The sequence below is a fragment of the Bradyrhizobium sp. genome (genome assembly GCF_035309285.1).
Classification (GTDB): Bacteria; Pseudomonadota; Alphaproteobacteria; order Rhizobiales; family Xanthobacteraceae; genus Bradyrhizobium.
Genome location: NZ_DATGFH010000002.1, coordinates 1 through 16,858 on the forward strand (window position 1 = coordinate 1; position 16,858 = coordinate 16,858).

At 63.2% G+C, this 16,858-nt stretch carries 10 protein-coding genes; 4 read left to right on the forward strand and 6 right to left on the reverse strand.

The genetic code is table 11. The features are described 5' to 3' along the window. Positions 1-313: 313 nt before the first annotated feature. From VKR55_RS00155 to VKR55_RS00170, 4 genes are all read right to left on the reverse strand, one after another. On the reverse strand, positions 314-1,138 hold the full coding sequence (locus tag VKR55_RS00155) for a TIGR00282 family metallophosphoesterase (RefSeq protein ID WP_324398736.1): 825 nt from the start codon (positions 1,136-1,138) through the stop codon (positions 314-316). 229 nt (positions 1,139-1,367) lie between these two features. Continuing rightward, on the reverse strand, positions 1,368-4,313 hold the full coding sequence (locus VKR55_RS00160; protein ID WP_324398738.1) for a GAF domain-containing protein: 2,946 nt from the start codon (positions 4,311-4,313) through the stop codon (positions 1,368-1,370). A 164-nt stretch (positions 4,314-4,477) separates the two neighbouring features. After that, positions 4,478-6,022 carry an acyl-CoA synthetase gene (locus VKR55_RS00165; RefSeq protein WP_324398740.1) on the reverse strand — a complete coding sequence of 515 codons (1,545 nt, stop codon included), beginning with the start codon at positions 6,020-6,022 and terminating at the stop codon, positions 4,478-4,480. A gap of 110 nt (positions 6,023-6,132) precedes the next feature. Continuing rightward, positions 6,133-6,948, reverse strand: a complete 816-nt coding sequence (locus tag VKR55_RS00170) for a crotonase/enoyl-CoA hydratase family protein (RefSeq protein ID WP_324398742.1) — start codon at positions 6,946-6,948, stop codon at positions 6,133-6,135. A 104-nt stretch (positions 6,949-7,052) separates the two neighbouring features. Between VKR55_RS00170 and VKR55_RS00175 the strand changes: the two genes are divergently transcribed. Next, positions 7,053-7,925, forward strand: a complete 873-nt coding sequence (locus VKR55_RS00175; RefSeq protein WP_324398744.1) for an SDR family oxidoreductase — start codon at positions 7,053-7,055, stop codon at positions 7,923-7,925. 41 nt (positions 7,926-7,966) lie between these two features. Next, positions 7,967-9,547, forward strand: a complete 1,581-nt coding sequence (locus VKR55_RS00180) for a fatty acid--CoA ligase (RefSeq protein ID WP_324398747.1) — start codon at positions 7,967-7,969, stop codon at positions 9,545-9,547. A 17-nt stretch (positions 9,548-9,564) separates the two neighbouring features. Here the strand turns inward: VKR55_RS00180 and VKR55_RS00185 are convergent, their stop codons facing one another. Next, the gene (locus VKR55_RS00185) at positions 9,565-10,599 is read right to left on the reverse strand and encodes a 2Fe-2S iron-sulfur cluster-binding protein (RefSeq protein ID WP_324398749.1); all 1,035 of its coding nucleotides are present in this window, start codon (positions 10,597-10,599) and stop codon (positions 9,565-9,567) included. Next, on the reverse strand, positions 10,599-12,473 hold the full coding sequence (locus tag VKR55_RS00190; RefSeq protein WP_324398751.1) for an ethylbenzene dehydrogenase-related protein: 1,875 nt from the start codon (positions 12,471-12,473) through the stop codon (positions 10,599-10,601). Before VKR55_RS00190 ends, VKR55_RS00185 begins: the two co-directional genes overlap by 1 nt. 678 nt (positions 12,474-13,151) lie before the next feature. Here VKR55_RS00190 and VKR55_RS00195 point away from each other — a divergent pair. Continuing rightward, positions 13,152-14,858: a type I secretion system permease/ATPase gene (locus tag VKR55_RS00195; RefSeq protein ID WP_324398837.1), complete on the forward strand. Its 1,707-nt coding sequence runs from the start codon at positions 13,152-13,154 to the stop codon at positions 14,856-14,858. Next, positions 14,855-16,747: an HlyD family type I secretion periplasmic adaptor subunit gene (locus tag VKR55_RS00200; RefSeq protein WP_324398753.1), complete on the forward strand. Its 1,893-nt coding sequence runs from the start codon at positions 14,855-14,857 to the stop codon at positions 16,745-16,747. The genes VKR55_RS00195 and VKR55_RS00200 overlap by 4 nt, the downstream gene beginning before the upstream one ends. Positions 16,748-16,858 lie beyond the last annotated feature (111 nt).

Sequence of the window (16,858 nt, forward strand, 5' to 3'; positions counted from 1 at the left end):
CTCCAACATAGTCCTCAATCCGCGCAGGAAGCAGGCTGGCTTGATCCCGGCTCTCGCCGGCCTTGAATGGGCGATTCGTCATGAACCGAATCGTACATCAATTGCGGCAAATGCCGAGTTCTTGCCCAGCCTCGTCGGGCACCCCTCATTCCGGGGACGGTCCTCAATCGCTTTGGCACCAGGCCGTGACCCCACAAATTTGCCGAGCGGAAAAAGCTTGCCAGAGTCCGCTTTGCACCGACAGCGACCAAATTCGGCAGCGCAGCCAAATGACTCGATGAGCCGACAGCAGAAAATCCATGACCAAAGCAGTTCAAGCCCAGAACGTGGGTTCGTGCGGTTCAAGATGCGGACCGATTCTAATCGGAGCTATTCGCGCTGCCAGACCTGTGCGGTCTTCGACCTCAATGGCCAAACCGCATAGTGTGGCAGCGCCTTTAGCAGCTAAAAAACGGTCGTTTGTCAGACCTGTGACAAAGCGGTTGACCGGCTCACGCCAATCCATGCCCACGACCGAGTTGTAGTCTCCGGTCATGCCCACATCAGTGATGTAAGCTGATCCGTTGGACAGGATACGATGATCCGCACTGGGAGTGTGAGTGTGAGTGCCCGCAATCACGCTGACCCTACCGTCGCAGAAACGTCCCATCGCTTGTTTTTCCCCCGTCGCTTCGCAATGAAAATCAAGCACGGTCGCATCGACTTCATGGCTTAATGGATAAAGGTCCAAGGTTCGAGAGATGGCGCCGAAAGGGTCATCCACCGGCTCCATGAACAACCGCCCCAATGCGTTGATGACGAGAACATGCTTTCCATTTGCGGTGTCAACCTTGACGAAGCCGGCCCCCGGCGTATTGGGCAAGTAGTTGATGGGCCGTACAAGACGATGGTCCCGCGCTGCCAGTTCGAGTGCCTCCCTGCGGTTCCAAGAATGGTTTCCGAGTGTCACAACGTCAGCGCCAGCATCTCTGATGGCTCGATACGTCTCTAACGTGATGCCGAACCCTTGCTCTGCGGAGTTCTCACCGTTCACCACCGTTAGATCGATGCTCCAGCGCGACCTCAGGCCTGGAAGCATTTCAGATAGGACTGTGACTCCTGACGTACCTACGACATCGCCGATAAACAGTATCCGCATATTCGAGTCTCCAGAGAGGGCATACCAAGCTTGCGTGACGATACTGGAGAACGCAAGGCTGCCTCCGCCCTGGCGCTGTGACCACGTCAGCCCTGGGGTCACTCGCGTCGATTATGCCTCGCGCTCGCCATGTCGCGTTTCCCCCTGACAACCGACATGTAGACGATCGCCGGATTTGGTCGCGACGGCCATCAATACCCGACATTAGCCCGGTGCTGGGCCGTTTTCTTCATGCCACCCCTCGCCGGTGTCGCGGCAGCCGCACGGTAAACTCGGTGAAGTCGCCGACCTCGCTGTCGACCGTGATCGTACCGCCGTGCTGCTGGGTGATGATTTCGTAGCTGATCGACAGGCCAAGCCCGGTACCTTCGCCGGTAGGCTTGGTTGTGAAGAACGGCTGGAACAGTTTCTCGCAATGATCCGGGGGGATGCCAACGCCATTGTCGCGGACCCGAATCTCGACACCTTCGCCGAACTCGCGGGTCGCAATTCTCAGTTCGGGGCGGAAGTCGCCGTGGCTTTCGCGGCCACGCCTGGTAACGGCATAGAAGCCGTTGCTGATGAGGTTGAGCAGCACGCGGCTGACATCCTGCGACACCACCTCGATCGGCGCGAGATTGCGGTCGAGGTCGAGCTCCAGCGCGACCTCGAAATCCTGGTCCTGCGCCCGGGCGCCGTGATAACCGAGGTTCAGGCTCTCTTCGACAAGCGCATTCACATCCGTCGCTTGCCAGTCGCCGGTGCTGCCACGTGAATGCTGCAGCATACTCCGGACGATGCCGTCGGCGCGACGACCGTGTTCGACGATCTTCTTTAGATTTCCCGTCAGCATTCCGATCGTCTCGACAACCTCCGCCCGTTTGTCGGAATCCGGCTGCCCGATCGTCGGCGCCGCCGATTCCTTGAGTTCGTCCAGCAGCTCGACCGAGAGAGCGGCAAAGTTGTTGACGAAATTTAGCGGGTTCTTGATCTCGTGTGCGATGCCGGCGGTCAATTGCCCCAGCGCCGCCATTTTCTGGGCATGGACCAGGCTCGCCTGCGCCGTCTGCAACTCGCGCAGTGCCGTCTCGGCGGCGTCCCGCGCAGCGCGGACTGTCTCCTCGGCACGCTTCCGCTCGGTGATGTCGGCGTAAATGAGCACGAAGCCACCGCCCGGCACCGGGTTGCGGCGCACTTCGACGACCCGTCCGTCCGGGCGAGTACGCTCGAAGCGCAGCTCCCGGCTTGGATCGTCGAGAGTGCGGCTCAGTTCCGCCTCGAGACCGGCCGAGTACTCGCCGCGCTCGGCGAGATAGCGGAAATAGTCGGTATAGCTCGGCCGCCGGGCGAGGAAGGCGTCGGACAGATCAAGAATTTCCTGGAAATTACGGTTCCACGCAACAAGGCGCGTGTCGGCGCCGAACATCACAACACCGTCGCCCATGTTGTCGAAGGTGACGCGCAACTCGGCCTGGCGGTCGCGCAACTCTTCGAAGAGCCGCGCATTCTCGATTGCGATCACCGCCTGGTCTGCGAAGGTGGTGGCCAGCTCGATCTCCTTGTCCGTGAACGGCTCGACGTGCGTGCGGGCGACGACGAATAGGCCAATCAGCGAGTCCTCGCGCAGCAGCGGAATGCCAAGCATCGTGCGGAAGCCGATGATCTTCTGTGCTTCCCGATAGGTGTATTCCCGGTCCTGCAAGACATCGGGGATATGGACAACTCGACGCTCCAATTCCACACGGCCGCTCAGCGTGCCGCGGTCAGGCGTCAGGGGGTGAGCGAGGAAGAATTCCTTTGCCTCCTCTGGGTGGCCATGAAACGCAACCAGGTGATACTTGTCATCCCGCCGGCGGAGCATACTCGAAAAGTCGGCGCGACAGAGGCGCGTCACTGTCTCTGCCAGCGTATCGAGCACCGTCTCCAGATCGACGGCAGAGCGGCTGATGACCTTGAGCACGTCGGCGGTCGCGGTCTGCTGTTGTAGGGATTCTTGCAGATCGCGGGTGCGGGCCTGCACTTCGTCGAAAAGGCGCGCGTTCTCGATCGCGATCACGGCCTGGTCGGCGAAAGTGGTAACCAGGGCTGTTTGCTCTTCAGTAAAAAGCTCGATGCGCTGGCGCGCGAGTACAATGACGCCGATTAGCTCGTTCTCGCGCAACAACGGGACGCCGAGGGTCGTATGTTGTCGGGCGAGCGAAGTGGCCTGGCTCAGCGTGTATTCTGGATCGACCGCCACGTCTTCGATCTGGATAGTGTGCCGCTCCAAAGCCACTCTACCGGCAATGGACCCTCGACTGGGGGTGATCGGATAGTTTTGCATGAACACCCAAAATTCAGGCGGAAACCCGAAAGTTGCTGCTGCCCGATATCGTTCCCCCTCGCGACGGTGGATAAACGCCATTTCAGCTTCGCACAGCCGCGCGGCAGATTCGACAAGAGTGTCCAGCACTGTCTGCAGATCGAACGCCGAACGGCTGATGACCTTGAGCACGTCGGCGGTCGCGGTCTGCTGTTGCAGTGACTCCTGCAGGTCGCGGGTCTTGGCCTGGACCTCATCGAACAGGCGCGCGTTCTCCATCGCGATCACCGCCTGGGCTGCGAAGCCTTGCAGTAGTGCGATTTGTTTGTCGGAAAACGGCCGAACCTCGGTTCGGAAGATCACGAACGCACCAAGGAGCTGCTCGTCCTTTCGGAGCGCTACCCAAATCGCGGTGCGTCCACCATACTCATCGGCCAGTCGCCGTCGTACCGGATTTCCCGAGCGGTAGACATCATCGGCGGTGATGTCAGGGATGTGGACGATTTGCTCGCCGCGGACGAGCTGGTGGAGCGCCATACCCGGTAAGGGAGTGGTCGCGCCGGGTCCAGGTTCGTAACCCCGCCAGGCGGCGGCGCGAAATGCCACGCCATCAAAAGTCACCAGTTGACCGAAAGCTGCTCCGCACAGGCTCAGCGCCTTTTGAAGCATCACGTCGAAGACTGGAGCAAGCCCCCCGGGCGAGGAATTGATGACCTGGAGGACTTCAGCGGTCGCCGTCTGCTGCTCCCGCGCCTCTTTCAGTTCGCGGGTGAGAGCGCCTACCTGCTTTTGCAGGTCGGCAATGGACGGAGCTGCGCTCGATCCTTTGCGAGTCTTGGGCCTATTCGCGCGGCGATCCTTGACCGGTTGCCCGCTTCGACCACGTTGCCGCATTTCGCTCCCTCAGGTCGGCTACGACAAGGTCCATATCTTATGCAAATCCTGCATTTCGCGCCACGCCAGGAAGTCCGGTTGGGGTCATTCGCGACCGGAGCAGCCAGTAGCAAGTCCGGCCAAGTCCACTATGCCGCCGAAAGCGGAAGTCCACGTCCTGGCTCCTAGATCCGCCGTCCAGCCCGTTCCCAATAGGGATCGCGCAGGCGGCGCTTGAAAATCTTGCCGGAATCCTCGCGCGGCAGGTTCTCCTGGATTTCGACGTGCTTAGGCACCTTGTAATCGGCCAGTGACGCCTTCAGGTGCCCCCTGATGTCGACAACATCGAGTGTGACGCCCGCTTGCGGCTCGACCACCGCCATCAGCGCCTCGCCGAACTCCGGGTCGGGAATGCCGAACACCGCGCAATCGTGGACGCCGGGCACCGCGTGCAGCACCGACTCGATCTCGGCCGGATAGATGTTGACGCCGCCTGAGATGACCATGTCGCGCTTGCGGTCGCAGATGAAGACGTAGCCGTCGGCGTCGATATAGCCGACATCGCCGGACGTAATGAAACCGTCCCGCTCGATCTCGGCCCGCTTCTCCGGCTTGTTGTGATAGGTGAAGTCCGGATTGGCTGATATCCGCGAATAGATTTCGCCGATCTCGCCCTGCGGCAGCACGCGGCCGTCCTCGCCGACGAAGCGCAGCTCCGCGCCCGGCGAGTTCTTGCCGACCGTGCCAGGCTTCTTCAGCGCGTCCTCGGAATTGGCGAAGGTGACGGCGCCCGACTCGGTCGAGCCGTAGAACTCGTAAATCACCGGCCCCCACCATTCGATCATCGCGCGCTTGACGTCGGGCGGACACGGTGCGGCGGCGTGAATGACGTGACGCAGCGAGGACATGTCGTATGTCCGGCGCACGTCCTCCGGCAGCCGCATCAGGCGGATGAACATGGTCGGCACCATGAAGATGGTATCGATGCGTTGCTCGTCGATGAGCCGCAGGAATTCCTCAGGCTCGAAGCGCGGCATGATCACCAGCGCGCCGCCGAGCCGCCCGGAACGAAGACCGAAGGAATTCGGCGCGGAGTGATAGAGCGGCCCCGGCAGCAGCGCCCGCGCGCCCGGCTCGAGGCCATAGATCATCGCGCGCATGCCCTCGGCGGCCGCGCTCTGCGCTGGCGTCGGCGCGTCGCGACGCACGCCCTTGGGATTACCGGTCGTGCCGGAAGTGTAGATCATGTTCGACGGCTGCGGCACCACCGGGCCATCGTAGGGCGCTTGCTGCGCCAGCCAGGGTTCGAAATCGATCGCGAAGCCGGGTTTGGCGAGATGGGCGGGATCGATCTTGTAGGTTCTCTGGATTTCCGGCGGCGTCGGCACGCTGAGCACGGTGACACCGGACGGGATCGCCTCGCGCAATTGATGCAGCAGGTCGGCGTGGCCGACCAGCACCGATGTGCCGGAGTCACGCAGGATGTAGTTGATCTCCTCCGGCTTGAAGTGCCAGTTCACGGGCACGCCATAAGCGCCGAGCCGCATCGTCGCGTACGCGGCCTCGATGAATGCGATGTCGTTGCGCATCAGGATGCAGACGCAGTCGCCCTGCTTGACGCCAAGCTGGTGCAATCCGCTTGCGATGCGCGTGACGCGGTCGGCGATCTCGGCGTGGTCGCGCCGGCGCTCGCCCGAGATGATGCCGAGGTAGGGGGAGGACGTTTCCATTATTATTTCCGACGGGGCGCGCGTAGCGCGAACTATGGTGCGCAATTGCGCACCTGAGAATCTCGAGATTCCGGGTCTGGTCCTGCGGACCATCCCGGAATGACGGTAGGTCATCCCACCTCGGCAAAGCGCGGGGCGCGCTTGTCGATGTTGGCGCGGACGGCCTCTAGCTGGTTCGCGCCGCCGATCAGCTTCTGCTGCTCGACGGATTCGGCAAGCAGCGCCGGACCCGGATCGACGGAGAGCTTGTTGAGCATGCGCTTGGCGGCGCGGATCGCGTCGGGACTTTTACCCGCGATCTCACGCGCGACCTCGAAGGCCGCGGCGCGCGGGTCGTCGCAGACCCGGGTCGCAAGGCCGTAACTCAGCGCCTCCTGCGCGGAGAAGATGCGCCCCGTATAGGTCAGCTCGCGCAGGATGTCGTCGCGCACCAGCGTCGCCAGGATCGGCGTCCCCGCCATGTCCGGCACCAGGCCCCATTTGATCTCCATGATCGACATCCGCGCGTCCGGCGTGAGAAAACGCATGTCGGCGCCGAGTGCGAGCTGAAAACCGCCGCCAAAGGCCACGCCCTGAATCGCGGCGATCACCGGCACCGGCAATTGCCGCCAGCCCCAGACCGCCTGCTGCGGAAAATTGGCGAGCCCATGGGTGCGCCTGGTCAGATCCCGGCTCTCGCCGCCCGGTATGCCATTGCCGCCCTGCTCCTTCATGGCGGCGAAGCGGCCCATGTCGAGGCCGGCGCAGAATGCGCGGCCCTCGCCCGACAATACTACCGCCCGCAACCCCTTTTCCTTCGACAGGCGGTCGGTCGCGGCCACCAGCGCGTCGAACATCGCGGCATCGAGCGCATTCATCTTGTCCGCCCGGATCAGGCGGACGTCGGCGACGCCCTCCGTGATCGAGATCGAGACGCGTTCCTCCATCAGAATTCTCCTAAAGGCCTTATTCTTAGATGCAGCTTTACAGAACGGCGTTGGCCGGATTTAGTCAATCGACCAATTAACAGACATCTGCCGGGGTGGAAACGATGTTCAAGGACCAACTTCTCGCAGGCCGCCGCATTCTCGTGACCGGGGGCGGCACGGGCCTGGGCAAATCCATGGCCGCGCGCTTTCTCGAGCTGGGCGCCGAAGTCCACATCTGCGGACGCCGCAAGATCGTGTGCGACGAGACGGCGACCGAATTGATGGACGAGTTTGGCGGGCGCGTGGTCAGTCACGGCGTCGACATTCGCAACGCGCAGGCCGTCGACGAGATGATCGAGCAGATCTGGACCGGCGGTCCCCTCACCGATCTCATCAACAACGCGGCCGGCAATTTCATCTCGCGCACGGAAGAGCTGTCTGCGCGCGGCTTCGATGCGGTGGCCAACATCGTCATGCACGGCACCTTCTACGTCACCCATGCGGTGGGACGGCGCTGGATCGCGGGCAAGCTGCGCGGCAATGTGGTGTCCATCACCGTGACGTGGGTGCGCAACGGCTCGCCCTATGTGGTGCCGTCGGCGATGAGCAAATCGGCCGTGCACGCGATGACGATGTCGCTCGCGACCGAATGGGGCCGCTACGGCATTCGACTCAACACCATCGCGCCGGGCGAAATTCCGACCGAGGGCATGAGCAAGCGGATCAAGCCGGGCGATGAGGCCGGTGCGCGCACCAAGGCAATGAATCCGATGGGCCGCGTCGGCACCATGGAGGAGTTGCAGAATCTGGCGGTGTTCCTGATCTCGGGCGGGTGCGACTGGATCAACGGCGAAACCATTGCAATGGATGGCGCGCAGGGGCTCGCGATGGGCGGCAATTTCTACCAACTGCGCGACTGGAGCGACGACGACTGGACCAAGGCGCGCGAGGCGATCAAGGCCCAGAACGAAAAGGACCGCGCAGCGCGGGGATAATTGGTGTCGTCATTGCGCAAAATGTAATCTTCGGGAGCAACATGTCCGCAGCCGAACAGCCGAGGAATCTTGCCGAGATGGTCGGCATGCGGGCGAAGGCCCGCGGCAGTGCTATCGCCTTCGAATTCGAGGGACGCACCACCACCTTCGCCGAATTCGACCGCAAGACCAACCAGGTCGCCAACGCCTTGAAGGCATCGGGCGTGAAGCGCGGCGAGCGCATCGCCTATCTCGGCAAGAACAGCGACATCTATTTCGAGCTGCTGCTGGGCGCGATCAAGGCCGGCGTCGTGGTGGCGCCCGTCAACTGGCGGCTTGCAGGTCCCGAGGTGGCATTCATTGTCGAGGACTGCAAAGCACCGCTCCTGTTCGTCGGTCCCGAATTCATCACGCTGGCACGCAACATCAGGGACAAGCTTCCAGGCGTGCGCACCATCATCACGGCCGAAGGCGGAGCGCCGGAATGGCCGGATTTCGCCCGCTGGCGCGATGCGCAGAGCACCGGCGATCCTGATGAAGCGATCGCGACGACGGACGTCGCGATCCAGCTTTACACTTCGGGCACGACCGGCAAACCCAAAGGGGCGATGCTCTCGCACGCCAATTTCCTCAATCTGGTGCAGTCCGGCAACGAGGCCGAGAAGCCCGAATGGAACAGATGGACCAGCGAGGACGTCTCGCTGGTGGCCATGCCGATCTTCCACATCGGCGGCTCCGGCTGGGGCGTGATGACCTTCTATCACGGCGCGCGCGGCGTGATCGCGCGCGAGTTCGATCCGACCAAGGTGCTCGACTTCTTCGAGCAGTCCGCCATCACCAAGATCTTCATGGTGCCGGCTGCGATGCAGTTCGTGGTGCGGCAGCCGCGCGCGCGGCAGGTCGACTTCTCGCGGCTGAAATACATGCTGTATGGCGCCTCGCCGATTCCGGCCGCGCTGCTGAAGGAATGCATCGAAGTCTTCAAATGCGGCTTCGTACAGATGTACGGCATGACCGAGACGACCGGCACCATCGTGGCGCTGCCGCCGGAAGACCATGTCGAGGGGCTGGAGCGGATGCGCTCGGCCGGCAAAGCGCTGCCCGGCGTGGAGCTCGCAATCCTCGATCCCAATGGCAATCGCCTGGCCCCGCGGCAGGTCGGCGAGATCGCGACCCGCTCCGGCTCGAACATGGTGGGCTACTGGAATCTGCCGGAAGCAACCGCGACAACCCTTGGCAAGGACGGCTGGCTCCGCACCGGCGATGCCGGTTACATGGACGAGGAAGGCTATCTCTACATCCACGACCGCATCAAGGACATGATCATTTCCGGCGGCGAGAACGTCTACCCGGCCGAGGTCGAGAGCGCGCTCTGCGATCACCCCGATATCGCCGAAGCCGCCGTGATCGGCGTCCCCGACGACAAATGGGGCGAAGCCGTGAAGGCGATCGTGGTGATGAAGCCGGGCAGAAAAGCAAGCATGACCGACATCATCAACTTCACCCGCGAGCGCATCGCGGGCTTCAAGACGCCGAAATCAGTCGACTTCATCGAGGCCCTGCCGCGCAATCCGTCCGGCAAGATTTTGCGCCGTCATTTGCGCGATCCCTATTGGGTGGGCAAGGGTCGGCAGGTGAACTAGACGCGGGCGGTTCGCCTTCAAGCTACCCGCAGCAATTCCTCGCTCCTTCGCGTGGCTTCTCGCACGCCGAACCAACGGTCCATCAGGCCCGCGCGCTCCGCCTCGCGCGCATGAGGCACGAAAGGATCGGTGTAACAGACCACCCCCGCTTCGCGCGCGATCCGCGCGACCGCATTGGTCATCATCGGCGCGCCCGAGCTGTAGACGACGTCATCCGACTTGAGCGCCGGCAGGAAGTCGGTCGGTCGGCCGAGGCGGACCGCCGGCGACACCTGCTGCGGCTCGGAGACCACGGGGATGATCACGACGTTCGGAAACAGCGCCAGGCGACACAACGCCGCGTGCATATAGAACGACTGGAGCTTGCGTGCCGCGACCACGAATATCAAGTCGCGCCGCGGCTGTTCCAGGATCGCGGCAGTGGCGATCGACCACATCGGCGCAAAGCCGGTGCCGCTTGCAACCAGCACAATGCGGCCGAGATGATCCGGCCGGAAAAAGGCGCTGCCGAATGGACCGGTCAATCTCACGCGATGACCGACGCGGATGCGCTCGCCGATCGCCGACGACACCACGCCGTCCGCAAAGCGGCGTATCTGAAAATGCAGGAAGCGGTTGTCGGGCGCGCCTTCGAGCGGATAGCTCGGGCTGTAGCACCGTTCCGGGAAGGCGCGGAATTGCAGCTTGCAATACTGGCCGGGAAGATACGGCAGAGGCCGCGGCAGCTCGAGGCTGACGCCGATCACGTCGGGTGCGAGCCGCGTCAGCTCGGCGACATGCGCCGGCATTGATATCGTGTCTGGAACCGGCTCGGTCACGAGCCGGAGATCCGACACGATCCGCGCCTGGCAGGCGTGGATCATGTCGCTGCCCGCTTCCGTGCCGCCGAACACCCTGCCGTCGACGAGGCGCACGCGGCAGGCGCCGCAGATGCCACTGCGGCAGTCATGCGGAAAGTCGATGCCGTTCATGATCGCGCTGTCGAGCAGGAGATCGCCGCAATTGGCGTGGAACGCCTGCTTGTTCAGCGTCACTTTGCAGATCTTCCGCATCATTCCACCTCGAGACGGATTGGACGGACGTGCCTGGTGTGCCTGATCTGGCTGTGATCGAACGCCGCCACCCGCATGAAGACGCCGGTCTTCAGCGGCACGTCGTATTTGCTCTTCGTATCGAGGCGCCGCGCGACCTCGAGCGCCCAATGGCCGGACGCCCAGCGCGCCGCACAACGCACATCGGCGCGATCACCGGAGAAGTCGCCTGACAGGATGACGCCGGGCAGCACCGTGCCGACGGGAATGAGCCGATCGACTTCGGTCGTATATGGCTCAGTTTCGTTCGCCGTCATGAACCATCGCGCGCCGTCACTCTCGCCGACATGGGGATCGAGCGAGATCTGCCCCATAGCCTTCACGATCGCTGCAAGGTCCTTCGGCAGGCGCCGCGGCGTCGCGATCGGATCGGCCTCCGCGGTATCAGTTGGCCACTCGAAATTATTGGAGTAGTTGGCCGAGCCGGGATCCGGCTCGAACCCGCCCCGATAGGGCACGGTATCGTTCACCTGCATCGGCGTCGGCGGAAGCGGCGGGCCGAAATGATCATCGTCCATCCATCCGTTCGTGCTCGTCGCCTTCCATTGCCACACATCGACATAAGCGCCGGTCGTCGTGAAATGCAGGCCGCGTCCGGTCATGGTCGATGGTGCGTCGGGAATCGGATGCGGGCTCGCATGGAATGTGTGATCGCCAGCGAGGTCGGCGTCGGATGTGGTCAATAGCACCGCGAACTTGTCCTCGTTGAAAGCCTGCTCGTCGCCGCGCTCGTACCCGTCGTGCAGCAAATGCCAGCCGTCGATCTTTTTGATGAGTGGCAGTTGCTTCAGCGAGCGGGTCGGGTCTTCCCAGGTGAACAGGAAATAGGCCCAGGTGCCGTCATGCACGGCGCGTATCTCGACCCGCGACTCGCCTCTGCCGTCGAAATTGCCTCCCTGGTTGGTCATCAGCGAATAAGGCTGCGCGTTTCGCCAGACCGGATCGGACGTGTCGCCATCGAGGACCGGCGCATCGGCGCTGTTGATCCGACGAATGGTGAGGGTATCGACGGCAAGATAATCGGTCGCAACAAAGGCCGATGCGCCGGTGATCGCCACCGCCGCCGCGACCACGAAGGGATTGGCCTGCAGCGTCACATTCTTCCGTTTCGCCTTCGGCGGCCTTGCGCCGTGACGCGCGGCCCTTCCGCGCACTCCATCCCCCGGCTGCCGGTGCTCGTGCGACGGCTGTTGAGGCTGCAGGCTTGGCGGTGGCGCATCCCCTGCATCCCGCGCCGTAGGCGACGTTCTCTCGGCGAGCAGCGTGAGCAACTCCACCGCATCGAGCCGCGGCGGCGGCGGCGGTACGCCTTCGGGGCGGAAGATCCGCGACAATTGCGATGCGCCGCCGATGCAAAAGTGGGTGAGGATGTGAAGGCCGGCAAAGGTCGGCACCACCCAGGCCGCCCACCAATGCAGCATCATCACGTCGTAGCCCGCGAGCACGCCGAAATAGAGCAAGCCGCCGCTGACCATCAGTGCCACGATCGTGACAAAGAAGATCCAGCTCAGCATCACGTTGATCGCACCAAGCCGCGTCTGCCGGGTGCCGAGGAGCCCACGCAGGCGGACCTTGTCGAGTTGCACGCGGCGGCCGAGGCCGGACAGGGAAAGATAGGTCACGTAGGCGATCGAGATCGCCACCAGCCCTGTCGCGGCCTCGATGTGCGATGTCCAGACATTGGCGCTCGGCAGGATGAAATCGAACGCATTGATCCAGGTCCGATCCGGCGCTTCGGTCGCGATGCGCAAGCCTGTGACGAAGGCAACGCCGACCGCGGCCACCAGCAGCCAATGCAGGATGATGGTGCCGTAGTCGGTCTTGCGCGGCTTCATGCGCGCCTCCCCCACCCGGGCAGGCCGCCGACATGTGCAAAAATTTGGTGCTCGCAAATCGGGTTGCGCCGCGCGAGCACCAGCAAGACACCTGTACTCTTACCCAAACTACCTGTTCCCCGGAAATCGGTTCGCCACCAGCGGCGAACGGAAGCCATCTCCCTGTGGGTTGGTCAGCAGCAATGATCCAGGCGGCAATGCCCCGCTGCCCGAACGATGTGCCGATATGCTGCGTGGTTGACTACTGGACGATCGATCGATCGATCCGGTTGTGTACGTCGTGAGCGAGGTTGTTCATTCTTGTTCCCCTGCTTCTGCCTGAGACTGATCCGCGCTGTCGACTGAGCGCAAACTTCATTGAGTTTCATGGCGTCAATCGGCCCGCGCAGCGATCAATCCGCACGTAAGCAAGGTGATAGGTGGACGATTCTATGACAGGGAAATCGCCCGTATCATAACACCTGAATTCATTATCGTCTTATTCTCGCCGAAATATGGTCGGTATGGGCTGCCAGCTTGCCTCTCGGCCAGCGAACCAACTCATCGGAGTAATTGTACGGGATGGGAATTGCTGAAAGCCGCCTGCCAACCACTTCGCCTTTCGCGTCCATGAATCCTTTCGTGGCGACGCCAGCGGATGATCCGGTGTCGCGCGGATTGCACGCGAGCGCCCGCAAGATGATCGGGATTGCGCTGTTCAGCGGCGTGATCAATCTTCTGATGCTCTCCGGCTCTCTCTATATGTTGCAGGTCTACGACCGCGTCATTCCAAGCCGGAACATCGCGACGCTCGCCGGGCTGTCGCTGATGGTGCTGTTTGCGTATCTGATGCAGGGCTATTTCGATGCGCTGCGCACGCGCATGTTGTGCCGGGTCGCAACCCTGTTCGACGTGAGTCTGCAGGATTCGATCCACACCGCGTTGGCGACGCTGCCGCTGCGCGGCGCAAGGCCCATGGTGATGCAGCAGCCGCTGCGCGATCTCGACCAGATCCGCGCCTTCATGTCGAGCATGGGGCCGACCGCATTCCTGGACATGCCCTGGATCCCGATCTTCCTGATCGCGCTGTTTCTGTTTCATCCGGCAATCGGCATGACCGCGGTGCTCGGCACCGCTGCGATCGTCGCCATGACGCTCGTGACGGAGCGGATGTCGCGCAGCGCCGCAAAGGCCACGATGGACTCCAGCGCGCAGCGTCAGGTGCTCGCCGACACGACCCAGCGCAACGCCGAAGTGATCTGGGCGCTCGGCATGGTCGACAGGTTCGGCGCTCTCTGGGCGCGCGTGAATGAACGTTATTTACGCGAAAACATCCGTGCCACCGACGTCTATGCCAATCTCGGCTCGGGCGCCAAAGTGCTGCGCTATGTATTGCAGTCCGGAATGCTCGGCATTGGCGCCTATCTGGTCGTTGCCGACAAGGCCTCCGGCGGCATCATGATCGCTTCCTCGATCATGATGGGACGCGCGCTGGCGCCGGTCGAGGTCGCGCTCGGGAGCTGGAAGCAGCTCGTCGCCGCGCGGCAAGGCATCGCGCGGCTCCGCGACGTCTGCAAATTGACAGCCAAACCGGCTGCGCCAACGGTGACGCTGTCCAGGCCCTGCCGCGAGCTCACCGTGCAGGAACTTTCGGTCGCGCCCCCCGGTACGGAAAGGCCGATCGTGCAAAACGTCTCCTTTGCACTGAAGGCCGGCATGGGGCTCGCGTTGCTGGGGGCCAGCGCCTCGGGCAAGACCTCCTTGTCGAAAGCCCTTGTCGGCGTCTGGCCGGCGCAGCACGGCGTGGTCCGGCTCGACGGCGCGGCGATCGACCAATGGCGCAATGAGGACCTCGGGCGTCATATCGGCTATCTGCCGCAGGATGTGGCGCTGTTCGACGGCACCGTTGCGGAGAACATCAGTCGCTTCGACCCCGGCGCGACGTCGGAAGCGATTCTCAAGGCGGCAAGGATCGCCGGCGTCCATGATGTCATCCTAGGGCTGCCGGAGGGATATTCGACGCGGATCGGCCAGGGCGGCGCGGCGCTCTCCGCCGGCCAGCGCCAGCGCGTAGGGCTCGCGCGTGCCGTTTACGGCGATCCCTTCCTCGTGGTGCTCGACGAGCCTAATGCCAATCTCGATGCCGAAGGCGAGAACGCGCTTGGCCGCGCCATCCAGCTCCTGCGCCGCGCCGGCAGCATCGTCATTGTGATCTCGCATCGGCCCAACGCGTTGGCGGCGCTCGATATGGCGCTCGTGCTGTATGACGGCAAGGCGATCGCGTTCGGCCCGAGCCAGGAAGTATTCGCGCGAGTCCATGCGGGACGCCCGCCGGCCGCGCCACAAGCGCAAGTATCCACCAACAAGACACCGCGGCGCGCCGTGGTCGCGGAGAGACTGTCGTGACGAGGGTTGTCGAAGAAGGCAAGGATACAAGAGGGCACTGGCGCGACGATCCACGTGCGAACGAATTCGGGCCGCAGGGCGCAGCGCTCATTCTGGAGCTCCAGCGCCTTTGGCAGGCTTTCGAGGCCGAGAACACCGATGCCCGCAAACCTCGTGCGCCGAAACGCCGCGGCGCGGAGCAGCCGAAGCGCCGGCGCGCACCACCGCCGAAGCGGCGGCGAAAGAGCCGCGTGGGAAAGGTCATCGACGTCTGTCTCCAGCAATTCGGACTGAAGGCGCCGGCGGAGCCTGCAGAGCGGCGCAACCCCCCACCGCTCGATATTGAGCGGCCACCGCCGCGCCGCGCGAGCCCGACGATCGCTCCCGATAATCTGCTCGCGATGGACCTGACCAAGCTCGCGCCGGAAATTGCCGGGCCGTTCGACCTTGGTCCGTCGATCGGCCTGGAGAGTCCCGATTCCGCTCAGCCGCGCCCGGCAAAACCCGGGACCGCGGTCGCGAAGCTGGTGGAAACCTGCCGCAGCGGCGTCATGGCGGGAGTCAATTTCATCGTCAACAGCAATGGCGAAGCACCCCCGGCCGACGGCAGCCTGACGGTCAAGGCAAGCTGGTCCTACGAGCGCGAATTGCGTACCGGGCTTCGCATTCTCCTTGTCGCGGGCGTGCTCGGCGGCGGCTGGTTCTTCTTGATGCCGCTTGCGGGCGCCGTGGTCGTGCCCGGCAACCTCGTTGTTCAGTCCAACGTCAAGACGATCCAGCATCCGACCGGCGGGGTTGTTGCGGAAATCGCGGTGCAGAACGGCAGCCACGTAAAGGCCGGTGATCTGTTGGTCCGGCTCGATGCAACGCAGGCACAGGCGAGCCTGGAGATGGTGAACAAGCAGCTCGACGAGATGCGCGCCAAGATTGCACGCCTCACCGCCGAGCGCGATGATCGTGCCCAGATCGAGATTCCGCCGGAACTTTCCTCTCGCGCAGGCGACGAGACCGTCAAAAGCCTGCTCGCGTCGGAAGAGTCGCTGTTCAAGGCCCGCTCCAGCGCGCGGCACAGCCAGAAGGATCTGCTGCAGAGCAAGGTCGGGCAGCTCACACAGGAGATCTCCGGGCTCCAGGTGCAGGTCGATTCCAGGGCCAAGCAGTTTGAGCTGATCCAGGGAGAACTCGCCGGCGTGCAGGACCTCTATGACAAGCGCCTGGTGCCGATCACCCGCCTCACCACGCTGCAGCGCGAAGCCGCTCGCATCGACGGCGAACGCGGGCAGCTCACGGCCTCCATCGCCGAGACCAAATCCAAGATCGGCGAGGCCCAGCTCCAGATCGTTCGGATCGATCAGGATTTCCGCACCGAAGTCGTCAAGGATCTCGGCGATGCCGAGGCGAAGGAAGCCGAGCTCGTGGAGCGCAGCGTCGCCGCGCGCGACCAGCTCGACCGCATCGAAATTCGCGCGCCAACCTCCGGCGTGATCCTTCAGCTCGCCGCCCACACCATCGGCGGCGTCATCAAGGCTGGAGAGACGATCATGGAAATCGTTCCCGATAGCGATGACCTGCAGGTCGAGGCGCGGCTGCCACCGCAGGACATCGACCATGTACACGCCGGGCAGAAGGCATTCGTGCGTTTCTCCGCCTTCAACCAGCGCACGACACCGCAGCTCACCGGCACCGTGTCTTACGTATCGGCCGACACCAGCCACGATCAGCAGACCAACACGTCTTTTTTCACCGTCCGCGTTACTCTTCCCGAAGACGAGCGGCGCCGGCTCGCCGGCCAGCAGCTCGTCCCCGGCATGCCGGCGGAAGTGTTCATGCAAACCGGCAGCCGCACCATGGCGAGCTATGTGTTCAAGCCGATCGCCGAGCAAATGCGGCGCGCATTCGTCGAGCCATGAAGGTATTCCGCCCGACCCGCGAGTTGCCGCATTCATATTATGGCCGGGCCCAAGTGCAGACACAGTTGCGACACCCTCAAATGAGATGATTCGGCCTCGGAGCGCGGTACG